17 protein-coding genes are annotated in these 23,332 nt (G+C 44.9%); 13 read left to right on the plus strand and 4 right to left on the minus strand.

What is annotated here, in order from left to right; genetic code table 11:
• A complete protein-coding gene (locus NST25_RS11480) occupies positions 1-1,992 on the plus strand; it encodes a CotH kinase family protein (protein ID WP_339190587.1) in 1,992 nt (663 codons plus the stop codon).
• 68 nt (positions 1,993-2,060) lie between these two features.
• Here NST25_RS11480 and NST25_RS11485 read toward each other — a convergent pair whose 3' ends face one another.
• Complete coding sequence (locus NST25_RS11485) at positions 2,061-3,752, minus strand: ABC transporter substrate-binding protein (RefSeq protein ID WP_339190589.1); 1,692 nt, start codon at positions 3,750-3,752, stop codon at positions 2,061-2,063.
• 112 nt (positions 3,753-3,864) lie between these two features.
• Between NST25_RS11485 and NST25_RS11490 the strand changes: the two genes are divergently transcribed.
• The 10 genes from NST25_RS11490 to NST25_RS11535 all read left to right on the plus strand — a co-directional run bounded on the left by NST25_RS11490 (position 3,865) and on the right by NST25_RS11535 (position 17,140).
• The gene (locus tag NST25_RS11490) at positions 3,865-5,388 is read left to right on the plus strand and encodes a DUF4173 domain-containing protein (RefSeq protein WP_339190591.1); all 1,524 of its coding nucleotides are present in this window, start codon (positions 3,865-3,867) and stop codon (positions 5,386-5,388) included.
• A gap of 24 nt (positions 5,389-5,412) precedes the next feature.
• Complete coding sequence (locus tag NST25_RS11495; RefSeq protein WP_076130648.1) at positions 5,413-5,937, plus strand: hypothetical protein; 525 nt, start codon at positions 5,413-5,415, stop codon at positions 5,935-5,937.
• A gap of 94 nt (positions 5,938-6,031) precedes the next feature.
• Positions 6,032-6,730 (plus strand): cyclic nucleotide-binding domain-containing protein, encoded by a 699-nt coding sequence (locus NST25_RS11500; RefSeq protein ID WP_036683474.1) that lies wholly within the window; start codon positions 6,032-6,034, stop codon positions 6,728-6,730.
• Positions 6,731-6,891: 161 nt separating this feature from the next.
• Entirely contained in the window at positions 6,892-8,586 is a 1,695-nt protein-coding gene (locus NST25_RS11505; protein ID WP_339190592.1) for a methyl-accepting chemotaxis protein, read from the plus strand.
• A gap of 266 nt (positions 8,587-8,852) precedes the next feature.
• The gene (locus NST25_RS11510) at positions 8,853-12,737 is read left to right on the plus strand and encodes a discoidin domain-containing protein (RefSeq protein ID WP_340394031.1); all 3,885 of its coding nucleotides are present in this window, start codon (positions 8,853-8,855) and stop codon (positions 12,735-12,737) included.
• Positions 12,738-12,884: 147 nt separating this feature from the next.
• Positions 12,885-13,805 carry a cysteine synthase A gene (gene cysK / locus NST25_RS11515; RefSeq protein WP_036683481.1) on the plus strand — a complete coding sequence of 307 codons (921 nt, stop codon included), beginning with the start codon at positions 12,885-12,887 and terminating at the stop codon, positions 13,803-13,805.
• 20 nt (positions 13,806-13,825) lie between these two features.
• Positions 13,826-14,719, plus strand: coding sequence for a hypothetical protein (locus tag NST25_RS11520; RefSeq protein ID WP_339190594.1), 894 nt, complete (start codon positions 13,826-13,828; stop codon positions 14,717-14,719).
• A gap of 286 nt (positions 14,720-15,005) precedes the next feature.
• On the plus strand, positions 15,006-15,779 hold the full coding sequence (locus tag NST25_RS11525) for a histidine kinase (protein ID WP_254857126.1): 774 nt from the start codon (positions 15,006-15,008) through the stop codon (positions 15,777-15,779).
• Positions 15,776-16,435, plus strand: coding sequence for a response regulator transcription factor (locus tag NST25_RS11530; protein ID WP_076130654.1), 660 nt, complete (start codon positions 15,776-15,778; stop codon positions 16,433-16,435). The genes NST25_RS11525 and NST25_RS11530 overlap by 4 nt, the downstream gene beginning before the upstream one ends.
• Positions 16,436-16,498: 63 nt before the next feature.
• A complete protein-coding gene (locus NST25_RS11535) occupies positions 16,499-17,140 on the plus strand; it encodes a DUF1775 domain-containing protein (RefSeq protein WP_076130655.1) in 642 nt (213 codons plus the stop codon).
• 112 nt (positions 17,141-17,252) lie between these two features.
• Here the strand turns inward: NST25_RS11535 and NST25_RS11540 are convergent, their stop codons facing one another.
• From NST25_RS11540 to NST25_RS11550, 3 genes are read right to left on the minus strand one after another with little or no spacing between them, the layout of a single operon-like run.
• A complete protein-coding gene (locus NST25_RS11540; protein WP_340394036.1) occupies positions 17,253-19,250 on the minus strand; it encodes a CotH kinase family protein in 1,998 nt (665 codons plus the stop codon).
• A 29-nt stretch (positions 19,251-19,279) separates the two neighbouring features.
• The gene (locus NST25_RS11545; RefSeq protein ID WP_340394038.1) at positions 19,280-20,008 is read right to left on the minus strand and encodes a DUF4956 domain-containing protein; all 729 of its coding nucleotides are present in this window, start codon (positions 20,006-20,008) and stop codon (positions 19,280-19,282) included.
• A gap of 2 nt (positions 20,009-20,010) precedes the next feature.
• Positions 20,011-20,724: a polyphosphate polymerase domain-containing protein gene (locus NST25_RS11550; protein ID WP_036683495.1), complete on the minus strand. Its 714-nt coding sequence runs from the start codon at positions 20,722-20,724 to the stop codon at positions 20,011-20,013.
• 226 nt (positions 20,725-20,950) lie between these two features.
• Here NST25_RS11550 and NST25_RS11555 point away from each other — a divergent pair, with 226 nt between their 5' ends.
• Positions 20,951-22,192 carry a metallophosphoesterase family protein gene (locus tag NST25_RS11555; protein WP_076187376.1) on the plus strand — a complete coding sequence of 414 codons (1,242 nt, stop codon included), beginning with the start codon at positions 20,951-20,953 and terminating at the stop codon, positions 22,190-22,192.
• Between the two features lie 214 nt (positions 22,193-22,406).
• On the plus strand, positions 22,407-23,165 hold the full coding sequence (locus NST25_RS11560) for a DUF6612 family protein (protein WP_076130658.1): 759 nt from the start codon (positions 22,407-22,409) through the stop codon (positions 23,163-23,165).
• The last annotated feature ends 167 nt before the right edge of the window (positions 23,166-23,332 follow it).

The following is a 23,332-nucleotide window of genomic DNA, read 5'->3' on the forward strand; positions in this document are numbered from 1 at the left end:
ATGGTGAAGAAGAAAAATTTGCTGAGAAAGTTCATGGCAGCTACACTAAGTCTTGCTATCGTCTCAACGGCGTTTGGTGTTGCTGGAAACACGCCCGTAGTTAGTGCGGCGGATGCAGGTGTAACGAAAGCGTATGAATCCCTGTTCGCGGGTGACAGAATCATTGATGTTAAAGTAACGATTGATGATGCGGATTGGAAAAGTATATTAGCAAGTCCCCTCGAAAAAGAATACAAAAAAGTTAAGGTTGAAGTTGACGGGAATGTTGTTGAAAATGTTGGATTTTCTACTAAAGGGAATCTGACGTTAAAATCGGTAGCCAGTATGACAGACTCGGACAGATACAGCTTCCGGCTGAAATTTGATAAATATGATAAGAAGCAAACGTTACTTGGTCTTGATAAAATGGTACTGAACAATAATTTCTCGGACCCTTCGTATATTCGTGAATATTTACATTACGAAGCGCTTCGTTCTGTTGGTGTGGATGCACCTTTGACTGTGTTCACCAATCTGTATATCAACGGAGAATTATATGGTTTTTATGTAGGTGTGGAAGCAATAGATGACAGCTACTTAGAACGTACCTATGGAGAAAATTATGACGATGGTGTTCTGTATGATACAGAAGAAAAAAGTTATCTGCAGTACAAAGAAGGCAGTGACTACGAAACGATAACTTATGATACAGGTAAAGAAGATGATAAAGCTTCGTTAAAGAACTTCATCAAGGTGCTGAATGAGATGCCTGCCGGTGAGAAGGGTTCTATTGAAAGTGTGCTAGATGTGGATTCGGCACTGAAGTATATTGCCGCTAATGCTGTATTGGGTAACTATGACAGCTATAACGGGGATAAAGGTCATAATTATATGTTGTACGGGGATGCATCCGGTAAATTCAGTGTACTTCCATGGGATATGAACATGTCCTTTAACGGGTATTCTGGTGGCGGAGGCGGCAGAACAGGGACAACAGATACAACAGCTGCTGCGGGCACAACTTCTACTTCGGCAACAACCCTTGCAGCCAATACCAACGCAGTAACTGCATCAATTGATAATCCAACGCTTGGGATAAGTTTAGATCAGGTCCCAATGATTGCTAATCTGTTGGAAGTGCCTGAATATAAGACTAAATACCTGAAATATGTATCTGAGCTGGTTGATTATTTGGAAGGAATTCAGAGCAGAATTACTGAATTGGCTACCTTGATCAAACCTTACGTTCAAGCAGACCCAACCAAATTTTATACCATGGAACAATTTGAAAGTAATGTTACTTATTCAGCAACAGGTGAAATGGGTGGTAGTGGAGGAATGACTCCGCCAGCTGGGATGGAAGGCATGACTCCTCCTGAAGGGATGGAGGGCATGACACCTCCGGATGGAACGACACCGCCAGCACGTCCTGATAATACAGGGACTGCGACTGATGGCAATCCTACACCTCCAACAGGTAACGCTGGAGGCGGGGGACAAGGTATGGGGACAATGGCAGCAGGTTCGATTATGACCTTTGCGCTGAACAGACTTGCTAATCTGCAAGGCCAGCTAGGGCTTAACGTCACACCTCTTCCCTCTGTAACTACAACACCATCAACAACGAATCCGAACACGACGGGCACTAAGGGAATATCCGTACTTTTAAACGGAACAGCGGTCAGCTTTGCAGATCAGCTTCCTGTGAATAAGGATGGCCGGGTGCTGGTGCCAGTGAATGCAATCTTTAATGCTCTGGGTGCTACAGTAACCATGGATCAAACGACTAAGAAAATCACCGCAGTAAAAGACAATACAACGATCGTAATGGCCATTGGCAGCAAGACTGCTTACATCAATGGCAAAGCACTCACACTCGACGTTCCTCCGCAAATTATCGGAAATCGGACACTGGTTCCGGTAAGATTTATTTCCGAGGGATTGAATATGGATGTGAAGTGGGATGCAGGGACTTCTACAGTTACAGCTACGACTAAAACAGCAGCTTTATAATTAGCTTTATCGCAAATGCGGAAATCCTGGGCAAGCTCTGGATTTCCGCATTTTTTATTTCAAGCAGATCAATTCGTGCTGCTAGAGAGCAGTGGCGGAAACCAGACATGACGAAGATCAACCCAACCCTGGCTATTGAAGCTAACTCCACGGACAGAAGGGAGATAAGCAGTCTGAGTAGGTTTTTCATACAAAATATGTAGGTGGTGCTCTTCAATCAGACGGTTCTCGATGATACTGAAACTTTCCGCTCGGGCCACCGGATTAGGTTCGCGCGCGATGGTATATAACCAGCCTTCAATATCCGCTCTAGTATGCGGTTCAATATGCTTAGAGAGTGTGAGGTATAGATCAAACAAACGAAGTTGTTCATCCTCGTCACGGAATAATGAGAAAACAATCAGGTCTGATTCCAGCCGAATCGGACCTTTAAATTCCTCTGGAGACACGGAAATGACATTGCATTTATAACCTTGTTGCTCTAGTCTAGTGGCAATAAAATCAGCATCGCCAGCATATTGTGGAATCGTAGAGATTTGCAACGTGATTTCTTGATCTATTATCGCTTCTTGCTCGATGGACGCTGAATCGTCTTTTAAACAGGAGACTATTTTTGCCCGAAGCAGGGGATCGCTTAGCGGTCCCTTTTTTTGCGTATTGCAGGTGACGAATTTCCGAATGGAAGACTCCGAATGAATTCGGCTCCAGGTCGAAGAACTGGCTGATGAGGGATTCTGAATCACGTGAAAAGCAGAACCCGTATCAGAGGATGACGTTTCGGTATCCCACGGGACATAAAGGATTTCAACCCGATCTAAATGAGCCCGTCCTTGAAAATAATAAGGAAAAACCTCCAGCACACAAGTGTCCTGGGTCATATCCACAACCTTAAAGGGGCCAGTCCCCACGGGTCTACGGCCAAAGCTCTGCTCATCCATTCCTTCTAAATCACGCGGTACAATTGCGGCTCTGCTCGTACACAAAAATGGCAGAAATAGTTCATTAGGCTGCTTAAGCGTAATTTGAACGGTAGATGGATTTAATGCGGTGACCCGCTGGATTTCTTTGAAAATATAGCTATAGAGTGTCCGTTTAGAGGTTTGCATCAACCGTCCCAGGGAATAGACTACATCCTTGGCTGTCAGCACTTTTCCATGATGGAATAACACCTCTTTGCGCAGAAAAAAAGTCCAGAGCGTCCGGCTCTCATCGACTTCCCAGGCGTGAGCCAGACAGGGAACAATTTTGTCCCGTTCACCGCTTCGTTTCACTAACCCGTCGAAAACATGGCTGGAAACAAATGACTCTGCCAGCAAATTCATATAGAGCGGATCGAAGGTATGGAGTTGCTGGGTAATAGGCAGCCGGAGAGTATCAATTTGCTTGTCACTACGAATTTCAGAATGATGCCCAAAATAGGTCAGCAGCCAACCCTGCAGTGTATCCTGCAGTGAGGTGGAGCTGGCATGGGTTTTGATACCTTCTATAGCGTTGTGGACATCTTTGCGGCTAATCGCCTGCATCATGGATTGAAGGGCAATTTCTTCGGAGGGTACAAGAAATTGCAGCAAAGAGCGGCTTCCCCGCCCACGCTTAGGCGTCCATTTGATCCATTCCTGCAACATCATTTTATTCACAATATGCAGGGCATTGCGGTGTGTACAGCCGAAAATCAATGCCAACTCATCCATCGTCACTGAGATTTCTGTGGCTCCCCCAAAATGAGATTGCAGCTTTAAAAATTGGCTATGCAGCTTCATTGTTTTGGTTCCTTTCGGAAAATAGGAAATTATAAATAAATTCTTTCTCTTTTTTTTCTTATTTTATCACGTAAAATAAGGATGAGAAAGTAAGAAAATGGGGGTAATTACCATGACCGAGGAAATGGAAACGGAAACGGAAACGGAAACGGGACTTAGGCTTAATCGATCGCTTGCTGCTTTGCTTGCCGCGTTCTTACTGGCAATAGTTCATCAGTATTTATTTTATGGAAAGCTGGCGGGCCTATCGTATCCAATCTTTGTATGTCTGTTCTATGCGTTCATGCTTTATTATGCCAAGGCTAAAATCCGCAAGCTTAACAAATTCAGTTACTTCTGGTTTGGAGCGATTTTTCTACTTTCATTAACCTATTTATTCTTTCATAATTTTTTCTTCTTTGGGCTGAACCTGCTGGTGATCCCGGTGTTGATTTTATTACATATGACTTATTTGCTTAGTGATAAACGGCCGGCTTGGAGCCGGCTTGGATTAGTGGGGAACACGCTGGAGCATGTGCTTCCACAGAATTTCCGCCATTGGAGCACTGTGTTTACGATCATTAAAAGGACTGGCGGCAGTAAAATGAAGGACGAGCGTAAGCAGGTTATGGGGAAAGTGCTGATAGGACTTGCGATCTCTTTTCCAATATTGCTGGTTGTGGTTACTCTGCTGTCCTCAGCGGACGGAGTGTTTCATCATGTACTGCTGGCGCTGCCGAATGTGCTGGATCAGATTTCATTTGGGGAAGGTTTTGTGCGGGTGCTGTGGATTATCCTACTGGGCATGGGCTTGTTCGGCTTAGTGTGGGGGTATGTGGATTCGAAAATCTATGACTGGAATATGCAGCCTAAGGAATATGGTCCAGTGCTGGCGCCTGTAAGCTTTAAAATGGATCCGATAATTATGACGACGATTCTTATAGCCATTAACACGGTATATGTATTGTTTGTTTTCGTACAGTTTTCTTACTTGTTTGGAGCATGGGAAGGGATTTTACCAGAGGGCAGCTCATATGCTGATTACGCACGTAGTGGATTTTTTGAGCTGATTATGGTGGCTGCGATTAATTTCGTGATTTTGCTGCTGGCTTTGGTGTCGGAAGGAAAAAGAAGTGGAGGGCTGCAAAAATTTATTAATGTTCTGCTCTACATTCTGGTTGGTTGCTCGACAGTTATGCTATATTCCGCCTATACCCGTCTGACTCTTTATGAAGAGGTGTATGGCTATACCACGACTCGGTTTTTAGTGCATGCATTTATGATATTTATGGGCTTATTGTTGGTGGTTGCAGCCTTACGGATAGCTGTTCAGCGTGTGCCATTGGCGAAATGTTATATTGTGCTGGGCTTGATCTCCTACGTCGTCATGAACTATATCGGGATGGATGTTATTATCGCTAATAAAAATATGGATCGTTATGCGGCAAGTGGTAAATTGGATGCCAATTATTTGGTCCGTTTATCTCCGGAGGTCATCCCTTCTCTGATAAAGTTTAGTGAACAGGAAGATGGGATGTTGGATGATTTTTTAAAGAATGAATGGAGAGAACTCAATAAGCGTGAGCAGGCATGGCAGTCGTTTAATTTCCCGCAATATCTGGCGCAGCGTGAGCTGGCTGAATATTTTGCACAGTAAAGGTAAGAAGAAGGTGTGAGGTCAGTGAGGAAGAAGCCATTTAAAAGAGGCTGGTCATTTATCATCATTTTTATTACGGTAGGTTTAAGTTACGGGATCTATCATATCTATTTATACAATGCGCCCAAACAAAATCATTACTCGCGTGTTTCCAGCACCCATCTTGAACAGGAAAGTCTGGGCGGCATTCAGCTGCTTCAAAGCCTTGATTCAATCGCTAGGGAACCTAAGCCAAATAATGATATAGAGCGGTATCAGTATTACGATCTGGGTCACGAGACAACAATAGCCACAGCACGTGGTGATGATAAGATCATTCTAATCAGCGTCTATTCCGATCATACGATGAGTACGGCAAGAGATATTCATATTGGAGCTTCAGCAGACGAAGTGATCAAGGCTTATGGCACTTCTTATTATAAAAGAGGGGAGCAAGGGGCTGAGATTATCGGATACGTGGATAAAATCAACCATCGGAGTATTGAATTTTGGCTGCAGGATCAGAAGGTAGATATGATTCGTTATTGTGTGGATTCTGTTGTAATGTAAAGTGTCATAGGAAAACCTTATTAAAAAGGACATATGTCCTTTTTTTGTGGGGTATTCTAAATTACACTGGAGCAAACAATAGAGGGGGCACTACATGCAGACGATAAATGACCGTGAGGCTGTCCGTGCCTTGGCAGTGAAGAACGGTCTGGACGGAATATTTAGCCCGCTGGTAACGCATAAAATGGAGTTGAGACGTTACGCGGATGAAGAAAAGCTGTGTTTGGTTGGCGATCAATTGGATGGGATGTTCATATTGGTTGAGGGCAAGCTCAAAATTCAGACCTTGCTGCCAAATGGCAAATCTATGCTGGTGCGGTTTACAAATCCGATATCTGTGATTGGGGATGTAGAGCTCCTTCACCGGTTCCCTGTTAAGAATCAAGTGGAGTCTGTGGGTGAGAGCTTGATTCTTTTTGCAGGGAGAAGACTACTCCTGAGAGAGCTTGAGGAAAATACAGCGTTGTTACGTTTTCTCGTCGGAGAACTTAGTCACAAATTGCATACGCTCGGTCAAGCCTCCGCACTTAACCTGTTGTATCCTGTGGAGAATCGATTTGCCAGTTATTTAATGTCTTTGTTCGCAGATAAAAACGGTGACCGGCGGGTGGAGGAGATTCGGACCTCAAGTCTTATTGAGACAGCAGAATTGCTTGGCACAAGCTATCGGCATCTTAATCGAATCGTACGTCGTTTTATTGATGAAGGAATCATTACACGAAATCGTGGACGCTTAAGTGTACTGGATGAATCGAAGCTGGCAGAGCTGGCTAACGGAAATTTATACGAATAAAAAGATCTCAAAAGACCATTAGTTCCTGCCCTCGGCCGGAAATAGGGGTCTTTTTGTTTTTTTAAGCAAACATTCAGTTCAAATTCAGAGAGGCTTAAGGGAGAGCTAGTAGGATAAAAGTACCAAATAGACCTACATACATATAGAGATGAGGAAAACCGATGGTGAAAAGTATCCGTGGGAAAATAGTCTTAGGATTTACTGCTGTGATCATAGTCTTTCTAGTGGCGATAGCCGGAAACACATTGTTTCAGGGGAAGGTTACCCAATTGACAGATCAGGTTAATCGTAACTGGGACAAGCTGTCACTTGTTCAAGGCTTAACGGATAAGATTCGTACCGCAGATGAGCTGGGTGCTCGTTATGTGATGAGTAACACAGATGATGAGCGGAATTCCTATCTGGCGCAGTATGAAGAAATGCTCCCATTGATTGAAAATGCTATTACAGAGCTGGAGAATGCCCGATTAAGTGAAGCTGAGTTAAAGGGTGTAGCTGAGCTGAAGAGCAAATGGAATGATTATTTAATCGTTCTGAAGGAAGCTTTTGCCTTAGCTAAGGAAGGCAACTTCCCGGAAGCGCAGAAGAAATTCACGAACCTGTCATTAGACGCTATGATTGAATCTCAGATTGTGTTTCAGAACATGCTCATGGAGGAAATAGAGAATGGACAAAGCCTGGCAAATTCGCATCGTAATAACGGTTTGATTACTAGCTTTGGTGTGACCGGATTGTCGGTAGTGCTCGCGGTGATCCTTGCGCTGCTAATTTCTGGACGGATTATTAAACCGCTTCGTGATGTGAACACTCAGTTGAAGGAAATTGCAGATGGGGATGCCGATCTTACGCGCAAGTTAAGTGTTCGTTCTAAAGATGAGATTGGTGAACTGGCGTTTAACTTTAATAAAATGACAGATAATCTGGGCACGATGATTGAACAGGTGAAGTTATCGGCGAATAGTCTCGCGAGTTCCTCTACAAAGCTTAGGTCAGATAGTGGAGTGACGGCAGGCGCCACAGAACGAATATCGGATATTATGGGTGAAGTCGCTTCCGGAACAGCCAGACAGATGAATGATTTGCAGACCAATACAATTACAATCTCAGAAATATCACTAGGAATCGGTCAAATTGCTGCCAGTGTCCAGGACATTTCGGAAGCCTCCCATCGCTCTGCGGCATTTGCCATTACAGGAGATGAATCCCTTCAGGCCGCTGGGCAGCAAATGGAATCGATTAATCACTCCATACAATCTTTATCACAGCAAGTCCAAGGTTTTGTGAATCGATCTCAGGAGATTGGCAGTATTGTAGGAGTCATAAAAGGAATCGCTTCGCAGACGAATATGCTGGCCCTAAATGCGACGATTGAGGCAGCTCGTGCTGGTGAACAAGGTAGAGGTTTCGCTGTGGTTGCCGATCAGGTCCGTAAGCTGGCAGAGCAGTCCGCGGAATCCGCCAATCAAATTGCAGAAATGGCGACTGGGATCCAAAGTGAAGCAGATGATGCCATGAAGGTGATGATGAGCAGCATGCGTGAAGTAAAGGGAGGTACGGAGATTATCGAGGAAGCGGGACGTTCCTTCGGTGAGATTCGATTATCTATAGATTCACTCGCCGAACAGGTTCAGGAAGTATCTGGAGCCGTGGAGGAGATTACGGCGGCTGCGGATGAGATTGTAGAGTCAATTCGTAACGTTACGCAAATCTCGGAAACAACCGCTGCGAGTACTCAGCATGTGTCAGCAGCCTCACAAGAGCAAATGGCTTCAGTCGAACAAATTGCATCCTCTGCGAGTGAATTAAGTACAATGGCGCATGGACTGCAAGGGTTGGTAGCTAGATTTAATGTATAACACGAAGCTTCGGAGAGTTAAGGGGCAATATAGTCCCCTTGACCTCTCTGTGGCTTTTTTTGTTGAACGTAATATCCCACATACAAAGCATAGAAATCGCCATCGACGGCCATCTACCTATAACTTATATTATTAGCGTTATTAGTTAGCTTGTATCCGTAATCCATCATTTCAAATGTAGGAGGCGAATGTCTATAAAACTACTGTTTTGAAAGCGCATCCTTTCTGCTGCATAGCTCCACAAAATTTTGGAAGGTGGTTATTCAATGATAGCAGCTTCTAAAAGATTTACAGGGAAGACGGCAGTACTATATTCTTTGATTGTTATATTATTTGTAGGTCAGTTAGGGTTATATCCTTCGGTGAGTTTAGCTGCGGGGAATTTAGCCCAAGGGAAGACTATTACTTCAAGCTCCTTCGGTGATGTATACGTAGCAGCCAATGCTAATGACGGCAGCCAAGGAACGTATTGGGAGAGCGCAAGCGGTGTTTTTCCGCAATGGATTAAAGTGGATTTAGGGGCAGCAAGCAGCGTGAATCAGGTTGTGCTAAAGCTGCCAACGAATTGGGAAACAAGAACTCAAACGTTAGCGGTGCAAGGAAGTACAGATGATGCAACTTACAATAACTTAGTAGATTCCGCCAATTATACATTTAATCCAACGATTGATTCCAATACAGTGACCATCAGCTTTACAGCTGCGAATGTCAGATATGTTAAACTGAATTTCACATCCAATACGGTCTGGCCAGCAGCACAGTTAGCGGAATTTGAGGTTCATGGTAATACAACTACAACTCCATCCTCAGGATATGAAGCGGAGGATGCCGCATTATCCGGTGGTGCCAAGGTTAACACGGATCATACAGGTTATACAGGTACAGGATTTGTTGATGGTTACCTAAATCAAGGTGCTGCGACTGCATTTATCGTTAATGTGGCTTCTGCTGGTAACTATGATGCTACATTAAGATTTTCAAATGCATCAGGCAGTACAAAAACCATTAGTGTTTTTGTGAATGGAACTAAAATTAAGCAAACCTCACTTGCGAATCTGGCCAATTGGAATACTTGGTCAACAAAGATTGAGACGCTGGCTCTGAATGCTGGCGCTAACACCATTACTTATAAGTACGATGCAGGAGACAATGGAAATGTGAATCTAGATAATTTGAACGTCACTCCAGCTTCTGCGACAACACCTACGCCAACGCCGACGGCAACTCCGACACCAGCGGCAACACCTACCCCAACGCCGACGGTAACACCTACGCCAACACCGACAGTAACACCTACACCAACTCCAACGGTAACACCGACCCCGACACCAACAGTTACACCAACGCCTGGGGCGGGTTCCAATCTGGCTTTGAACAAAAGCATCAACGCTTCCTCTTCCGTCTTTACCTTTGTTCCTACAAATGCGAATGACGGTGATGTAACTTCTTACTGGGAAGGAGCAGGAGGAAGTTATCCCAATACATTATCTGTAAACCTGGGTAGTAATGCCGATATTACATCCATTGTCCTCAAACTGAATCCATCATCGGCCTGGTCCACACGTACTCAGACTATTCAAGTGCTTGGGCATAATCAGAATACAACAGCCTTTACTAGTCTTGTGCCAGCAACCGTGTATACTTTTAATCCGGCAACTGGCAATACGGTCACTATTCCGGTAACGGCCACGGCTAGTGAAGTACAGTTGAAGATTACCACCAATACTGGTTCAACCGCTGGACAAATCGCTGAATTCCAAGTGATGGGTGCACCAGCTGCTAATCCGGATTTGGCGATAACCGGTCTTACATGGTCACCTTCAGCTCCAGTAGAGACCAATGCCATTACTTTAAATGCAACGGTAAAAAACCTTGGAACGTTAGCTTCCATAGCGACTAATGTGAATTTCTACTTGGGCAGCACACTTGTAGGCACTAGCCCAGTGGGGGCATTAGCGGCTGGCGCATCTACGAACGTCACTTTAAATATAAGCGCAAAGGATGCTGCTACCTATACTTTAACTGCAAAGGTTGACGAGAAAAATACGGTTATTGAATTGAACGAAGGCAATAACAGCTTCACTAGCCCAAATTCTCTTATTATTGCTCCCGTATCCAGTTCTGATCTAGTAGCTTCCCCTGTTAGCTGGACACCAAGCAATCCAGCAGGCGGCAATGTGGTCAGCTTCTCGGTAGCAATCAAGAATCAAGGGACAGCAGCATCCGCAGGGGGTGCGCATAACATAACCTTGAAGGTTCTGGATGCTACTACGAATGCTGTACTCCAAACCTTAACTGGAACCTATAACGGCGTGATTGGCAGTGGAGTAACAGCGCCTCCTGTTAGTCTTGGCACTTGGACAGCAGCTAATGGCAAATATACTGTGAAGACGGAAATTGCCGTAGACACTAATGAGCTGCCAGTTAAACAGGCCAATAATATTCAAACACAGTCTCTTTTTGTAGGTCGTGGAGCCAATATGCCTTACGACATGTATGAGGCTGAGGAGGGTGTGATTGGTGGCGGGGCTGTGAAGCTTACTGCTAATCGGACCATTGGAGATCTTGCGGGTGAGGCTTCAGGCAGAAGAGCAGTCACACTGAATACTACAGGCAGTTATGTAGAATTCACTACTAAGGCTGACACTAATACACTGGTCACCCGCTTCTCCATTCCAGATTCGGCGAGTGGAGACGGTACGAATGCTACACTGAACATCTATGTGAACGGAGTTTATACCAAGGCGATTAATCTGACCTCTAAATATGCATGGCTGTACGGTTCAGAGATAAGTCCCGGCAATTCACCAAGCGCGGGTTCTCCGCGGCATATTTATGATGAAGCTAACATTATGTTCGACAGCACGATTCCGAAAGGTAGTACGATTCGACTGCAAAAGGATGTGGCAAATACCTCGCAGTATGCCATTGATTTCATCAGTTTGGAGCAGGTATCACCGATTACCAATCCAGATCCGGCCAAATATACGGTCCCAGCCGGCTTTACACATCAGGATGTGCAAAATGCGCTAGATAAAGTACGCATGGATACGACCGGAAATCTCGTAGGTGTGTATTTACCAGCCGGTAACTATCAGACCTCCAGTAAATTTCAGGTCTATGGAAAAGCAGTGAAGATCATTGGTGCGGGCCCATGGTATACGAGATTTTACGCTCCAACGAATCAGGAGAATACGGATATCGGTTTCCGGGCAAGCGATACCGCTAACGGCTCTACTTTTGCGAATTTTGCTTACTTTGGGAACTACACATCACGTATTGATGGCCCGGGTAAAGTATTTGATTTCTCCAATGTGGCAAATATTACGATCGATAACATCTGGACCGAACATCAGGTGTGTATGTATTGGGGAGCTAATACGGATTACATGGTGATCAAAAACTCCCGTATCCGCAACATCTTCGCTGACGGCATCAATATGACGAATGGCAGCACGAATAATCTCGTATCCAATATTGAGGCACGGGCAACAGGGGATGATAGCTTTGCATTGTTTTCGGCTATTGATTCCGGTGGTGCAGATATGAAGGATAATATTTATGAGAATCTCACTTCAATCTTAACCTGGCGGGCAGCAGGTGTAGCCGTCTATGGCGGATATGCCAATACCTTCCGCAACATTTATATTGCCGACACGCTTTGCTATTCTGGAATTACGATCAGCTCACTTGACTTCGGGTATCCAATGAACGGCTTTGGCGCTTCACCGACAACGAATTTTGAGAATATTTCCATTGTTCGTGCAGGTGGACATTTCTGGGGGGCACAGACCTTCCCGGCAATCTGGGTATTCTCAGCCTCTAAGGTATTCCAAGGCATTCGTGTCAGTGATGTGGATATCATTGATCCAACCTATCATGGCATCATGTTCCAGACCAACTATGTCGGCTCCACGCCGCAATTCCCAGTGACAGATACCCTCTTCACGAATGTCACAATTTCCGGTGCGCAAAAGAGTGGAGATGCTTTTGACAGCAAATCCGGAGTGGGCATCTGGGTAAATGAAGCGGCTGAGGCTGGGCAAGGTCCTGCCAGAGGGTCAGCCACCTTTAACAATCTGAAGATTACCAACACGGTAACGAATATTAAAAATAATACGTCTACTTTTACGATTAACGTTAATCCTTAAAAATAAATGCTGCCAGTACTGAACAGCCGTCTCCCGCTTTCGTGGGGGGCGGTTGTTTTCAGGTTGCAGAAACTAAGGTTCTGAATCGACAGGAGGTGCTGCTCACGTTACAATAATGGAAGGTACAGAAATGAAGGAGGCTCTAAAATGACATCCTTAGTGGTTAACAATATAACAGAGCTGATTGGGAATACACCGGTTGTAAGATTAAATCGGCTGACTAGCCCCCAAGATGCAGAACTATACGTGAAGCTGGAGCTTTTTAATCCAAGTGGCAGTGTAAAAGACCGGGCAGCTTATAATCTAATCCTGCAAGCCGAGCTAGCAGGTTTGCTGAAGCCGGGCGGGACGATCATTGAGCCGACTAGTGGAAATACAGGGATAGGCTTAGCGATGAATGCCGCGGCAAAAGGGTATAAAGCGATTCTTGTCATGCCTGATAATATGACCAAGGAACGAATCAATATTCTAAAGGCTTATGGTGCGGATGTTGTGCTGACGCCCGCAGCAGAACGGATGCCGGGAGCTATAGCAAAAGCGATTGAGCTGGGAAAAGAAGTGGAGAACAGTTTTATTCCACAGCAATTCGAGAACAAAGCCAACCCGGATATTCACCGGACAACGACCGCTCTGGAAATCCTGGAGCAAATGGAAGGTAAGCTGGACGTGTTTGTTGCTTCATCAGGAACTGGGGGCACGATAACTGGAACCGGTGAGGTTTTGCGTGAGCATCTACCTGATATCCGGGTTCTTGTGGTTGAGCCGCAAGGCTCGCCCGTATTATCTGGAGGAAAGCCAGGACCACATAAGCTGGTAGGAACGAGTCCGGGCTTCGTACCCGCCATTTTGAATACACAGGTCTACGATGACATCGTTCAAGTTGCGGATGAAGCTGCCTTGGAGACGGTAAGAACGCTGGCTGCAAAAGAAGGAATTCTGCTGGGTCCATCCGGTGGTGCCACTGTATGGGCGGCGTTGCAGGAAGCACGTCGTCTTGGGGCTGGCAAACGCGTGCTTTGCATTGCACCTGACACAGGGGAACGGTATCTTAGTATGGGAATATTTTAGTTTCGTCTGGAGGAATGGGAATGAATAAGCTCAGTGTGAGTTTCCTTATTGTTCTACTGCTGGCGGGCTGCTCAGGCTCTAACAAGCCAACCCCTTCTCCAAGTGTAGAGCCAACGCCAACGGCAAGCATGCAGCAGCCAGCAGCTTATCTGGAAGCTGAAAAGCTGAAGGCGAATTTTGGTTTTGCAGATGAGTCTGGCAAGAGCATCTTAGTCACCGGGCAGGAAAAAGGGCTGGATGCGCAAATGCAACAATTGAATGAAGCGATCGGCGATCATGGGCAAGTGCTAAAAGTGAAATTGAATAAATGGCAGGAGGGTACGGAGAACAGTAATGGCCGGGAGATGGCTCACAATTTTATGAATCTGCCAGGGTATCTTTATACGGTTGAAGAGGGGAATGCGACCCCTGATGAGACCTATTACCTGACGGATCAGGCAGAGTTTAATGCGAATGCGCTAATCTCTGTTAAGCCTACAGAGGTTAAGCAAGCCTCGCTAAATGTTGCAGAAAGTGTGCGGCAGAATATTGTTTCTGCGAAAAATCGTGAAGTAGAGCACATTTGGAAACTTGCTGACCTGTCTGGTGATCGGCAGCTGTATCTCGTTCAATTCATTAGACAGGATCAGGAGATGTTATTTAGTCTCGTGCTGGAAGATAAGGCCGGGCTTACCTTTATGGATTATCCGGCTGTCATTCAAGGCGATGAATTTTCCGTCTGGAGAGTGGATGATGGAGGGGAAGTGATACCTGAGATGTTCTCTATTCTTTTTGCGGCGGAAACTGCTGAAGGTCCATTACTCGGTATGGAGTGGTGGGGAGCGGAAGGCGTAAACACATTTTTCCTGAAAAAAGAGGGAAATGTTTTTAAAGAAATGGACATTCAATACGGACGCTACACATCACCACTATAACTGGGATGCAGATACATCGAAGGATGTATCTTTTTTTTGCTACAATATAAGAAAGTATAAATTTTCACTATATATTGCTTATAATATTATGAAGGATAGCATTATTTTTTTAAAATACTTAAATTTGTAACAATAAGAACTTTAAATAGCCCGATCGAGTCATGTAGCAGAATTGTGACGGTGATATTGTTAATCATAAGATGTACGGGAGGGGACAGCAACGTATAACCGAATCAAGTATATGATCCTGTTACTGCCAACGCTAATGGTAGGGATCTGGGAGGTCGTGCGCCATCAGTTTCTAATGCCTTATATCTCGATGGATCTGGGGAATTATTTGACACCTGTCCTCGTATTTTTGTTCACTCTTGTATTGCTCGTCCCTTTGTTTTCGCTGATGGAGCGGAATCAACGGGAGCTGGAGCAGGAACGTGCGCTCAAAGAGGCAATGAAAGCCCGGGAAGGGCTAGCTAAGGAACTGCATGATGGGATGGCGCAATCTTTATTTCTTTTATCTGTCAAAATAGATCGTTTGGAAGCAAGCCGCAGGAATGGGGAAGTCAGCGAAGAAAATGTGGATCAGATCAAAAAGACCGTCCACGAGGTGAACCGTTATGTTCGACAGGCGATCGCCAATCTGAAGGTACCAGTGTCTGAGCAGCACTCTTTTTCATTGGAACAGTCGGTTAAAGATCAGCTTGCTCAAATGGCTAACGAGATTATGATTGAGGTTTCCTTGGATTGGAGTCTACAGGATGAAGCCCTCTCTCCTTCGGAAAAAGCAGAGCTGCTATCTTGTATCCGAGAGGCTATTATTAATGTGCGTAAGCATACAAGAGCGGCGAAGGTTTCTATCACAGGTGCAGGCACTGAGAAAAACTGGAGCGTGGCGATTGTCGACAATGGCGAAGGATTTCAGCATGATCCCTTTGAGGTGAACGGAAGTTACGGCCTTCAGATCATGAAGGAACGTGTCGAAGGAATGGGATGGAAGCTTCAGGTGAGCTCCGGCAATACGGGGACAAATGTGGAAATTACGAAAGGAGGGGGAAGTTTATGAGCCGGTACCGGGTTTTGGTTGTGGATGATCATGCGCATGCGCGTGAGGCGATGTGTGAGATTTTGTCCATGGATGATAGTTTTGAGGTCATTGGAGTAGTGGAGAGTGGTCCTGAGGCGATCGCGTTCACGGCCCAGTGGATGCCTGATCTCATTCTTATCGACATTCAGATGCCGGAGATGGACGGGCTGGAGACTACTCGCCGGATCAAGCAGGAATATCCCTATGTCAAAATCGTTATCGTTACGGTATCGGACGAAATTTCCCACCTCCTCGAAGCATTGAAGCAAGGCGCACAAGGGTACTTATTGAAGAATCTGGCACCTTCCACCTGGATTGAATATTTGCAAGCGATTGTGAATGAAGAAGCACCGCTAAGCCGGGAGCTGGCTTTTCAAATCTTGAAAGAATTTACCGTTCCTTCATTAACGGACGAAGGGGAGTCTTTGACGGCGAGGGAGAAGGAGATTTTAAGCTGTGTGTCTTCCGGATCGACGAATAAAGAGATTGCCATAAGCCTGTCGATTTCGGAGCATACCGTAAAAAACCATCTGAAAAACATCCTTCAGAAGCTTCAACTCCAAAATCGTACGCAGCTAACGCGTTATGCTCTGGAGCAGGGGCTTGCTTCACGTAAACGTGATTTTCCGCGGTAAATATGAGGATAGAGATGAAAGTGAAAAATGATAAAATTACTTAAAGAAAGAGGCACTCTAACTATGAACAGATTATCTCGCAAAATAATGACACTCTTCGCACCAGCCGCTGCAACACTTCTGTTGTTCGCAGCCGTGGCTAGCGCGCACGTAACCGTAGCACCAGCACAATCCAGTACCGGAGCATGGGAGACTTACACACTTAAAGTTCCTTCAGAAAAAGATGTGGCGACTGTACAAGTCGATCTACGAATCCCGGCGGGTGCCGAGTTCAAGCAATATGAGGCTACACCGGGCTGGGATGTTACCATTGAGGGGAACAAAGTTAGCTGGATAGCTAATGGAGAAGGAATTAAAGCAGGGCAATTCCAACGTTTCTATTTCACAGCAAAGAATCCTGATACTGCAGGCGACATTGCTTGGGATGCTTATCAGCATTATGCCGATGGCAGCTTGGTGCAGTGGTCTGGTGAGGCAGGAACAGAAAGTCCGCATTCTATTACTTCGATTGTGCAAGCCTCCGGTGGGGATGAACATTCTCATGGTTCCAGTGACAATGGCATGAGCATGGAAGAACATAATGCCATCATGGAAAGCGAGAACAACTCCACCAGTGTCAACCCAATGGTCTATATCGCATTAGGGATCTCTTTACTAGCCTTTTTAATAGCAACCATAAGTATATTGCGCGGGCGAAAAGAGTAAGCGGGAACTAGTTGTGATACAAGAATATAGTGTTCATGCAAGAAGCCTCCGTCAATAAACGACGGAGGCTTCTTGCATGAATTAATTGGTGATGAGGATACTTTTTACTTATCTACAGCCGTTTGCGTTTGTAAAAGGTTACGAAAGCAGCGGTTAGTATTAGGAGAAGGATGGCGACGCCAGTTGTGATGGCTTCACTCGTGCTGCCTTTTTGCTGCATAGTACCAGCACCACCAAAGTCGCCACCGCCCATACCACCAGGCATACCGCCACCAAAGCCACCGCCGCCCATGCCGCCACCACCAGGACCATTTCCGCCGCCTTCAGGGAAAGCGGGTCCGCCCATAGCACCAGGCTCACCACCCGCGTCGCCGTCAAATCCACCTTGAGCAGCTTGGCCATTAGTGTTGGTTTGTCCACCTTGAGTAGCTTGCCCGTTAGTGTTGGTTTGTCCACCTTGAGCAGCTTGCCCGTTAGTGTTGGCCTGTCCTCCTTGAGCAGTTTGCCCTGTTTGTGTAGTCTGCCCACCCGCAGCTGCTTGTGAGTTACTGCCAGGCCCCTCGCCGCCATTAGGGATAGCCGGTCCGCCCATGGCACCAGGCTCACCACCTGCACCGCCTTGGGCAGTCTGTCCACCCGTAGCCGCTTGCCCTTCGGTATTTGGTGCAGCTGCATTTGCGCCAGCATTACCAGTAGCGCCAACCGCACCTGTGGCCTGCCCAGCGCCATCCGCACCTGTGGCCTGCCCAGCACCCGCAGCGCCTTGAGCTGCGCCATTTTTAGCGCCGCCACCAAAGCCACCGCCGCCCATGCCACCACCACTTCCTGATCCGTCACCGGAGGAAGGAATGGTACCGTCGAGTTGCTGCTGGATACTTGTGGCCATGTTCGACATGAAGGTCTCAACAGCCTTTATCCCATTTTCATACTGTTCGAAAGTGTAGAAGGCGGATGGATCCGCTTTGACATAGCTGGAAATCATCGTGTTCAGCTCATCCATCCGAGCCTGGAACGTATCGTCCGCTAGATAGCCAGTAATCATCTCACTAACAATCTCATGATATTTCGTTTTGTATTCATCATTAGCGAGCAGTTTCGCAATCAGTGGTCGTTCTGCCAACGCACCTTGGGTAGGCTCGTCAATTAACACATCTGCGCTTCCCATGCCGCCAAAAGCCATATTGTAATCCCACGGCAGAATCGAGAAGACCCCATCGTCTTCATATAAGTAATAATTCTGCTTATTTCCACCTAAATAACTGTCCATATTACCCGTGACCGCATTTAGAGCGATATACTTCAGCGATTCCTCTACGTCGATGTATTTTTCATAATCGGTGCCGTTGTTTAGCTCATTCAGCATGTCGACAAGAATATCATCGTTAGACTTATCGGATTTCATTTCTAGTCCAGTATAGAGGGATGGATCATCGCCCAGCCAAGTCAAATCACTGCCCTGACCGGTCATTACACCTTTATAAAGTGCACCATAAGTGTTGCCGAAATTGCGTTCCAGATAAGCATCACTGATCTGTTCTACTGCAAGATAGAAACCCTTCAGTTCATCGTTTACATACACATTGACGAAGGAATATTTCGGCGTCGGGAGACCGACACTTTCAGCGAGCTCATAAGTCAGAAATTCACGCATATAAGAAGCATCGCTGTAATTATTATTCAGGTTGATCTTAGTAATGCCGAATAAATTCTGGTTAACATACTCATCAAAAGAAATTTTGAAGCTGTAGCGGTCAGAGTCTGTCATCTGTACTACGCTTCTGAGACTGAGATTTCCTTTGGTCCGTACAGCTACATTATCGTATTTCATACCGTTGTACTCGACGGAAGCCATTTTATATTCTTCAGCACTGGCATTATCCAGCATATCCTGAAAATCGTCCGGGTCCAAGGTGATTTTGACATCCACGACCTTATCTTTTGGAAAGACCTGCTCGTCTAGCTTTTTCTCATCGCTCGAAATGACCTTGTCCTGAGCATCAGACGTTGGATTATTTATTGCAGACGGACTTGCATTCTGACACCCGGCTACGGCGATGACCAGCAGCAGGCAGCAAAAACTCAGCAGGATTGACTTACCTCTGGTTTTCATCTGGTGCACCGCCTTTCATCTCGTTGTAATTAAGATACATAGTCACCGCTATAGCTGATCAAGAGTGCATTTTTGACACCTTTAAGGTTAGAGACTGTGTTGACAAAGCCGCCTACTTTATCATCCAGACGAAGCTCCAGCGTCAATTCAATATTGTTTGCGGAGACTGTTTTTTGCTTCACATTGTAGCGTTTTACGGATTTGGTGATATGGCTGTGTACTTCACGTTCGCTTTCATCACTGTCGCAGTTAATGACCAGTAAGTATGGCGTTTCGATAGAAGAGTGTTTAATGAACAGGAACAAAATAAGGCCGATAATGATCGAACCGATAATAGCCAAGGTGAAAAATCCTGCTCCAGTTACAATCCCTGCTACAGCTGCCCAGAACAAGAAGATCAGATCAGTTGGATCTTTGATTGGTGTTCTGAAACGAACGATGGACAATGCGCCGACCATACCGAGGGACAGCACAAGGTTAGAGTTAATCGCGATAATGACAGTAGCTGTAATCATGGTCATGCCCATGAGTGAGACGTTAAAGCTTTTGGAATATAAAACGCCGCTAAAGACACGTTTGTAGAGCAGGTAAATGAAGTATCCGATCAGAAAAGCTACGCCCAAGGTAATCAGCATCTTGGAGATACTAATATCAGATACAAAATTGTCGATCACCGAGTTTTTAATAATGTCTGAAAAATTATTTGTAGTATCTGTAGTCGTTGTTGTAGCTGCTAGCGGTGCTAGTGATGCATTCATAATCAATAATCCTCCCAAGTGTTAGTTTTTAAGAATTTGCGGCAGATCACGTATTTCGAAGCGGACTGCCTATTCAGTCCCTCCAGCTGCAACGCGATTTTAATGTACTCCGGAATATACTCATCGAATTTCACTTCAAAAATTATAAAGTTCTCATCAATCGCCCGAATCGGATGCAAATCCTTATCGAAAATATCCGTAGAATGCAGGCCCGTACGTAATTCTTTATCGAACGTTATTCGCACATTGCCGTTGTGGCAAACATAAGGCTCGCGAACATAATCCACGATGACCTTGGGTCGCAGCAGGTTATGGCGCATCTGATCGTATAACTCCATGAACAGCGGACTGTCCGGGACGTTCAGCACTTCGTAGTTGCCCGCCATAATCTCGTCGTACATTTGCCGGGTTAGTGGTTCTTTGATTTTGGCGATATAATCGTCCATTTTAATTTTTTTCTCAAAGTGAATGATGTTGTCTTGGATGTTGTAAATGCGAATCCGGTATTTGGCCCGCTCTCGGAGACCGCCGAGCTTGTCTGCAAGTGCCGTGTTGTTGATATCGTCAAAATACAAACTACGAATGTGGTATTCTCCACTCTCATTAGCGTGTTGATCTTTATCAATCAAGCTTTGCAATCGCTGGCGCAATATAAGGTATTGATGATAGTTAATGAAAAATTTAAGTTCATGCCGGAATTGAAGCTTCTTATTCATTTTCACACCTCGTTTCTCTCTCTATCTCTGGCTAACCTTCCTGCTTGACTAATTCTAGGAGACAGACCTTATGCTTAACTTAAAATAGACTGAATGTTTGCTGAATGTTTTACACTGCGTTAACAAAAGTCTGTATAAAGATTCGTGTGCAGATTTGACTTCTGACTTTGTAGGGGGCTATCTTATTTAGAAGGCTAGAGAGAAATTTTCATAAGGAGGTACCGTGATGAGAGACTATAAATTTGCCATAATCCTAGGAGTGCTTGTGATTGTGGTTATTTTAGTGGCTTATGGGTTGGAACGATCGAAAAGCGGAAGTAATGCAAATTCACCAGCACCGTATGATCTCGTGACTACCTTTAAGGGAGATGCGAGCACAAGCCGCGCGTTTACTTGGTATACAAGTGATTCGAGTGCAGCAGGCATTCTGGAGATTGTAAAGGGACAGGTGTCCTCTTTTGCAAATACGGATGTACAAAGGGTAGATGCGAAAAGTAGTTCCATCAAAACAGACAATGGCACCAAAGGTGTTCATAAAGTGGAAGCTACGGGTCTTGAACCCGGGACGTTATATACTTATAGAGTGGGTAGTGGCGTTGAAGGAGAATGGAGTCCGGCAGCGGAATTTACAACGGAAGAAGATGGACTGGCAAGTGTGTCTTTTATCAATGTAACGGATTCTCAAGGGGAAACGGCAGAGGATTTTAAGCTGTGGGGAAATACACTGAACAAGGCTTTTCAGACATTTCCTGAAGCCAAATTTATTGTGCATAACGGGGATTTGACGGAGGATCCGGAGGATTCGGCAGGCTGGGATGATTTTTTTGGCAATGTGCAGGGCTGGATTTCAGGGATTCCGTTAATGCCGGTAACAGGCAATCATGATGAGGTGGATGAGGATGCAACGCATTATACTTCACACTTCAACCTGCCGGATAATGGGGCAAAGGGTTCAATTGCAGGCACCTCGTATTCCTTCGATTATGGACCAGTGCATGTAACGGTACTGAATACAGAGAGCAATCTAAAAAAGCAAACGGAGTGGCTGAAGGAAGATCTGAAGAACACAGACAAGAAGTGGAAAATCGTTGCGATGCACCGTCCGGCTTACGGGGGGAACTCCTATAAGAAAGTTGAAAATTGGACGGATATTTTTGATACGTATGAGGTTGATTTAGTGCTGCAGGGTCATAATCATGAATACTCCAGATCCTACCCGTTACGTGGCGGAAAAATAGTTCCAGAAGGTGAGAGTTCCAAAGGTGCTAAACGAGGGACAGTCTATGTGGTGACCAACGCTTCTGGAGGGAAATTTAACGAGAAAAAAGAAGATCAGTTCTATCATGCGGTGCATTTTCAGAACAATAAGCAAATGTTTGCGGGCATTAACGTTACCGGGGATACATTAACCTATCAGGCCTATGATGTGGATGGAAAGCTGCTGGATGAGTTTGTGTTGACACATTGAGTTAAGGGAATTGGATAATATTATTTAAATACCTTCTCTGCTGTAAAGGCGGGGAGGTATTTTTTGATTTGCATCGCACCAAACCCAGCGTAAAAGTGTATCTTAAGCCGTTTTTTCACATGTCTACCTTTTCCGTCATATAAGCTGTTAACTTTATAATGATAAAATAGATTTAGTTATATTTGGATTTCATTTGAAGTGAAGGGGAAGTAATATGTTTATCAGAAAAATGGTTTTTATCGGTATTATTTGTATGTTAGGTTTGACAGGTTGTGCAACGAACACTAAATCAGGTGCTGAAGGAGAGGGAGATAAGCGTGCAGAGGAGCTGCTCAGCATGTCTCGGAGTGAACTGGCTAAGCAGGAGAGCTATACTATAGAAATGGAGAAACAAGAAGAAACATCCAGCAAATCGGAAAAAAGTGAAGATAAACATTGGTCGAGCGCAGCCTCATTTCATGTCGACTATGTTAGAAATCCTTATACCGTATATCTAAAATCGGAGACTGCGGAAGGAAAGGAACGAGAAGAATACATATCGGATACTGAATATCATACAAAGGTAATGGATGATTTATTTATTAAGCAGGACGATTATATTCCAGCGAAAGAAAAACAAATCGCACAAAGATTTATTGACCCGTATGATTATATAGACATGTACCGGATAGATTCTCAGGGGATCGTTGTTTCTGAGGAGGAACAAGAATACATACTTTCGATAGAGATATCGTCTCATGATGCGAGTAAGGAAACGATGAAATTGATGAAGCAGAATTTGACAGACAAGATTAAACTAAGATATATGCTGGATAAAACTACACTTTTGCCGCATAAAGTGGAGGCAGAAATATTCACTTCATTGAAATCAGAAAACTTAAATTCAGAGTCAGTGCTCACGTTGCAAACAACTATCAGCAATTTTAATGGTATAAAAGAGATTGTTATGCCTGTAGATACTAGTGAAGAATAGTTATATCAGAAGCCTCTGGGATTTATTCCGGAGGTTTTCTTTATCAGCAGAATTATTTTCAATCAAAATTTAGTGAAATTGTATCCTGAAGTGTGAAAATGGTACGATTTTTAGAGACAATCTTCTGCAAAATATAACCATTTTCTCTCGATAATGAAAAACCTTAC

The sequence above is a fragment of the Paenibacillus sp. FSL E2-0190 genome (genome assembly GCF_037992965.1).
Taxonomy (GTDB): Bacteria; Bacillota; Bacilli; order Paenibacillales; family Paenibacillaceae; genus Paenibacillus_AQ; species Paenibacillus_AQ odorifer.

Coding starts and splice junctions, on each gene's coding strand:
- NST25_RS11480 (WP_339190587.1), top strand. CDS start 1: ATGGTGAAGAAGAAAAATTTGCTGAGAAAGTTCATGGCAGCTACACTA.
- NST25_RS11485 (WP_339190589.1), bottom strand. CDS start 3,752: ATGAAGCTGCATAGCCAATTTTTAAAGCTGCAATCTCATTTTGGGGGA.
- NST25_RS11490 (WP_339190591.1), top strand. CDS start 3,865: ATGACCGAGGAAATGGAAACGGAAACGGAAACGGAAACGGGACTTAGG.
- NST25_RS11500 (WP_036683474.1), top strand. CDS start 6,032: ATGCAGACGATAAATGACCGTGAGGCTGTCCGTGCCTTGGCAGTGAAG.
- NST25_RS11505 (WP_339190592.1), top strand. CDS start 6,892: ATGGTGAAAAGTATCCGTGGGAAAATAGTCTTAGGATTTACTGCTGTG.
- NST25_RS11510 (WP_340394031.1), top strand. CDS start 8,853: ATGATAGCAGCTTCTAAAAGATTTACAGGGAAGACGGCAGTACTATAT.
- cysK (WP_036683481.1), top strand. CDS start 12,885: ATGACATCCTTAGTGGTTAACAATATAACAGAGCTGATTGGGAATACA.
- NST25_RS11520 (WP_339190594.1), top strand. CDS start 13,826: ATGAATAAGCTCAGTGTGAGTTTCCTTATTGTTCTACTGCTGGCGGGC.
- NST25_RS11530 (WP_076130654.1), top strand. CDS start 15,776: ATGAGCCGGTACCGGGTTTTGGTTGTGGATGATCATGCGCATGCGCGT.
- NST25_RS11535 (WP_076130655.1), top strand. CDS start 16,499: ATGAACAGATTATCTCGCAAAATAATGACACTCTTCGCACCAGCCGCT.
- NST25_RS11540 (WP_340394036.1), bottom strand. CDS start 19,250: ATGAAAACCAGAGGTAAGTCAATCCTGCTGAGTTTTTGCTGCCTGCTG.
- NST25_RS11545 (WP_340394038.1), bottom strand. CDS start 20,008: ATGAATGCATCACTAGCACCGCTAGCAGCTACAACAACGACTACAGAT.
- NST25_RS11550 (WP_036683495.1), bottom strand. CDS start 20,724: ATGAATAAGAAGCTTCAATTCCGGCATGAACTTAAATTTTTCATTAAC.
- NST25_RS11555 (WP_076187376.1), top strand. CDS start 20,951: ATGAGAGACTATAAATTTGCCATAATCCTAGGAGTGCTTGTGATTGTG.
- NST25_RS11560 (WP_076130658.1), top strand. CDS start 22,407: ATGTTTATCAGAAAAATGGTTTTTATCGGTATTATTTGTATGTTAGGT.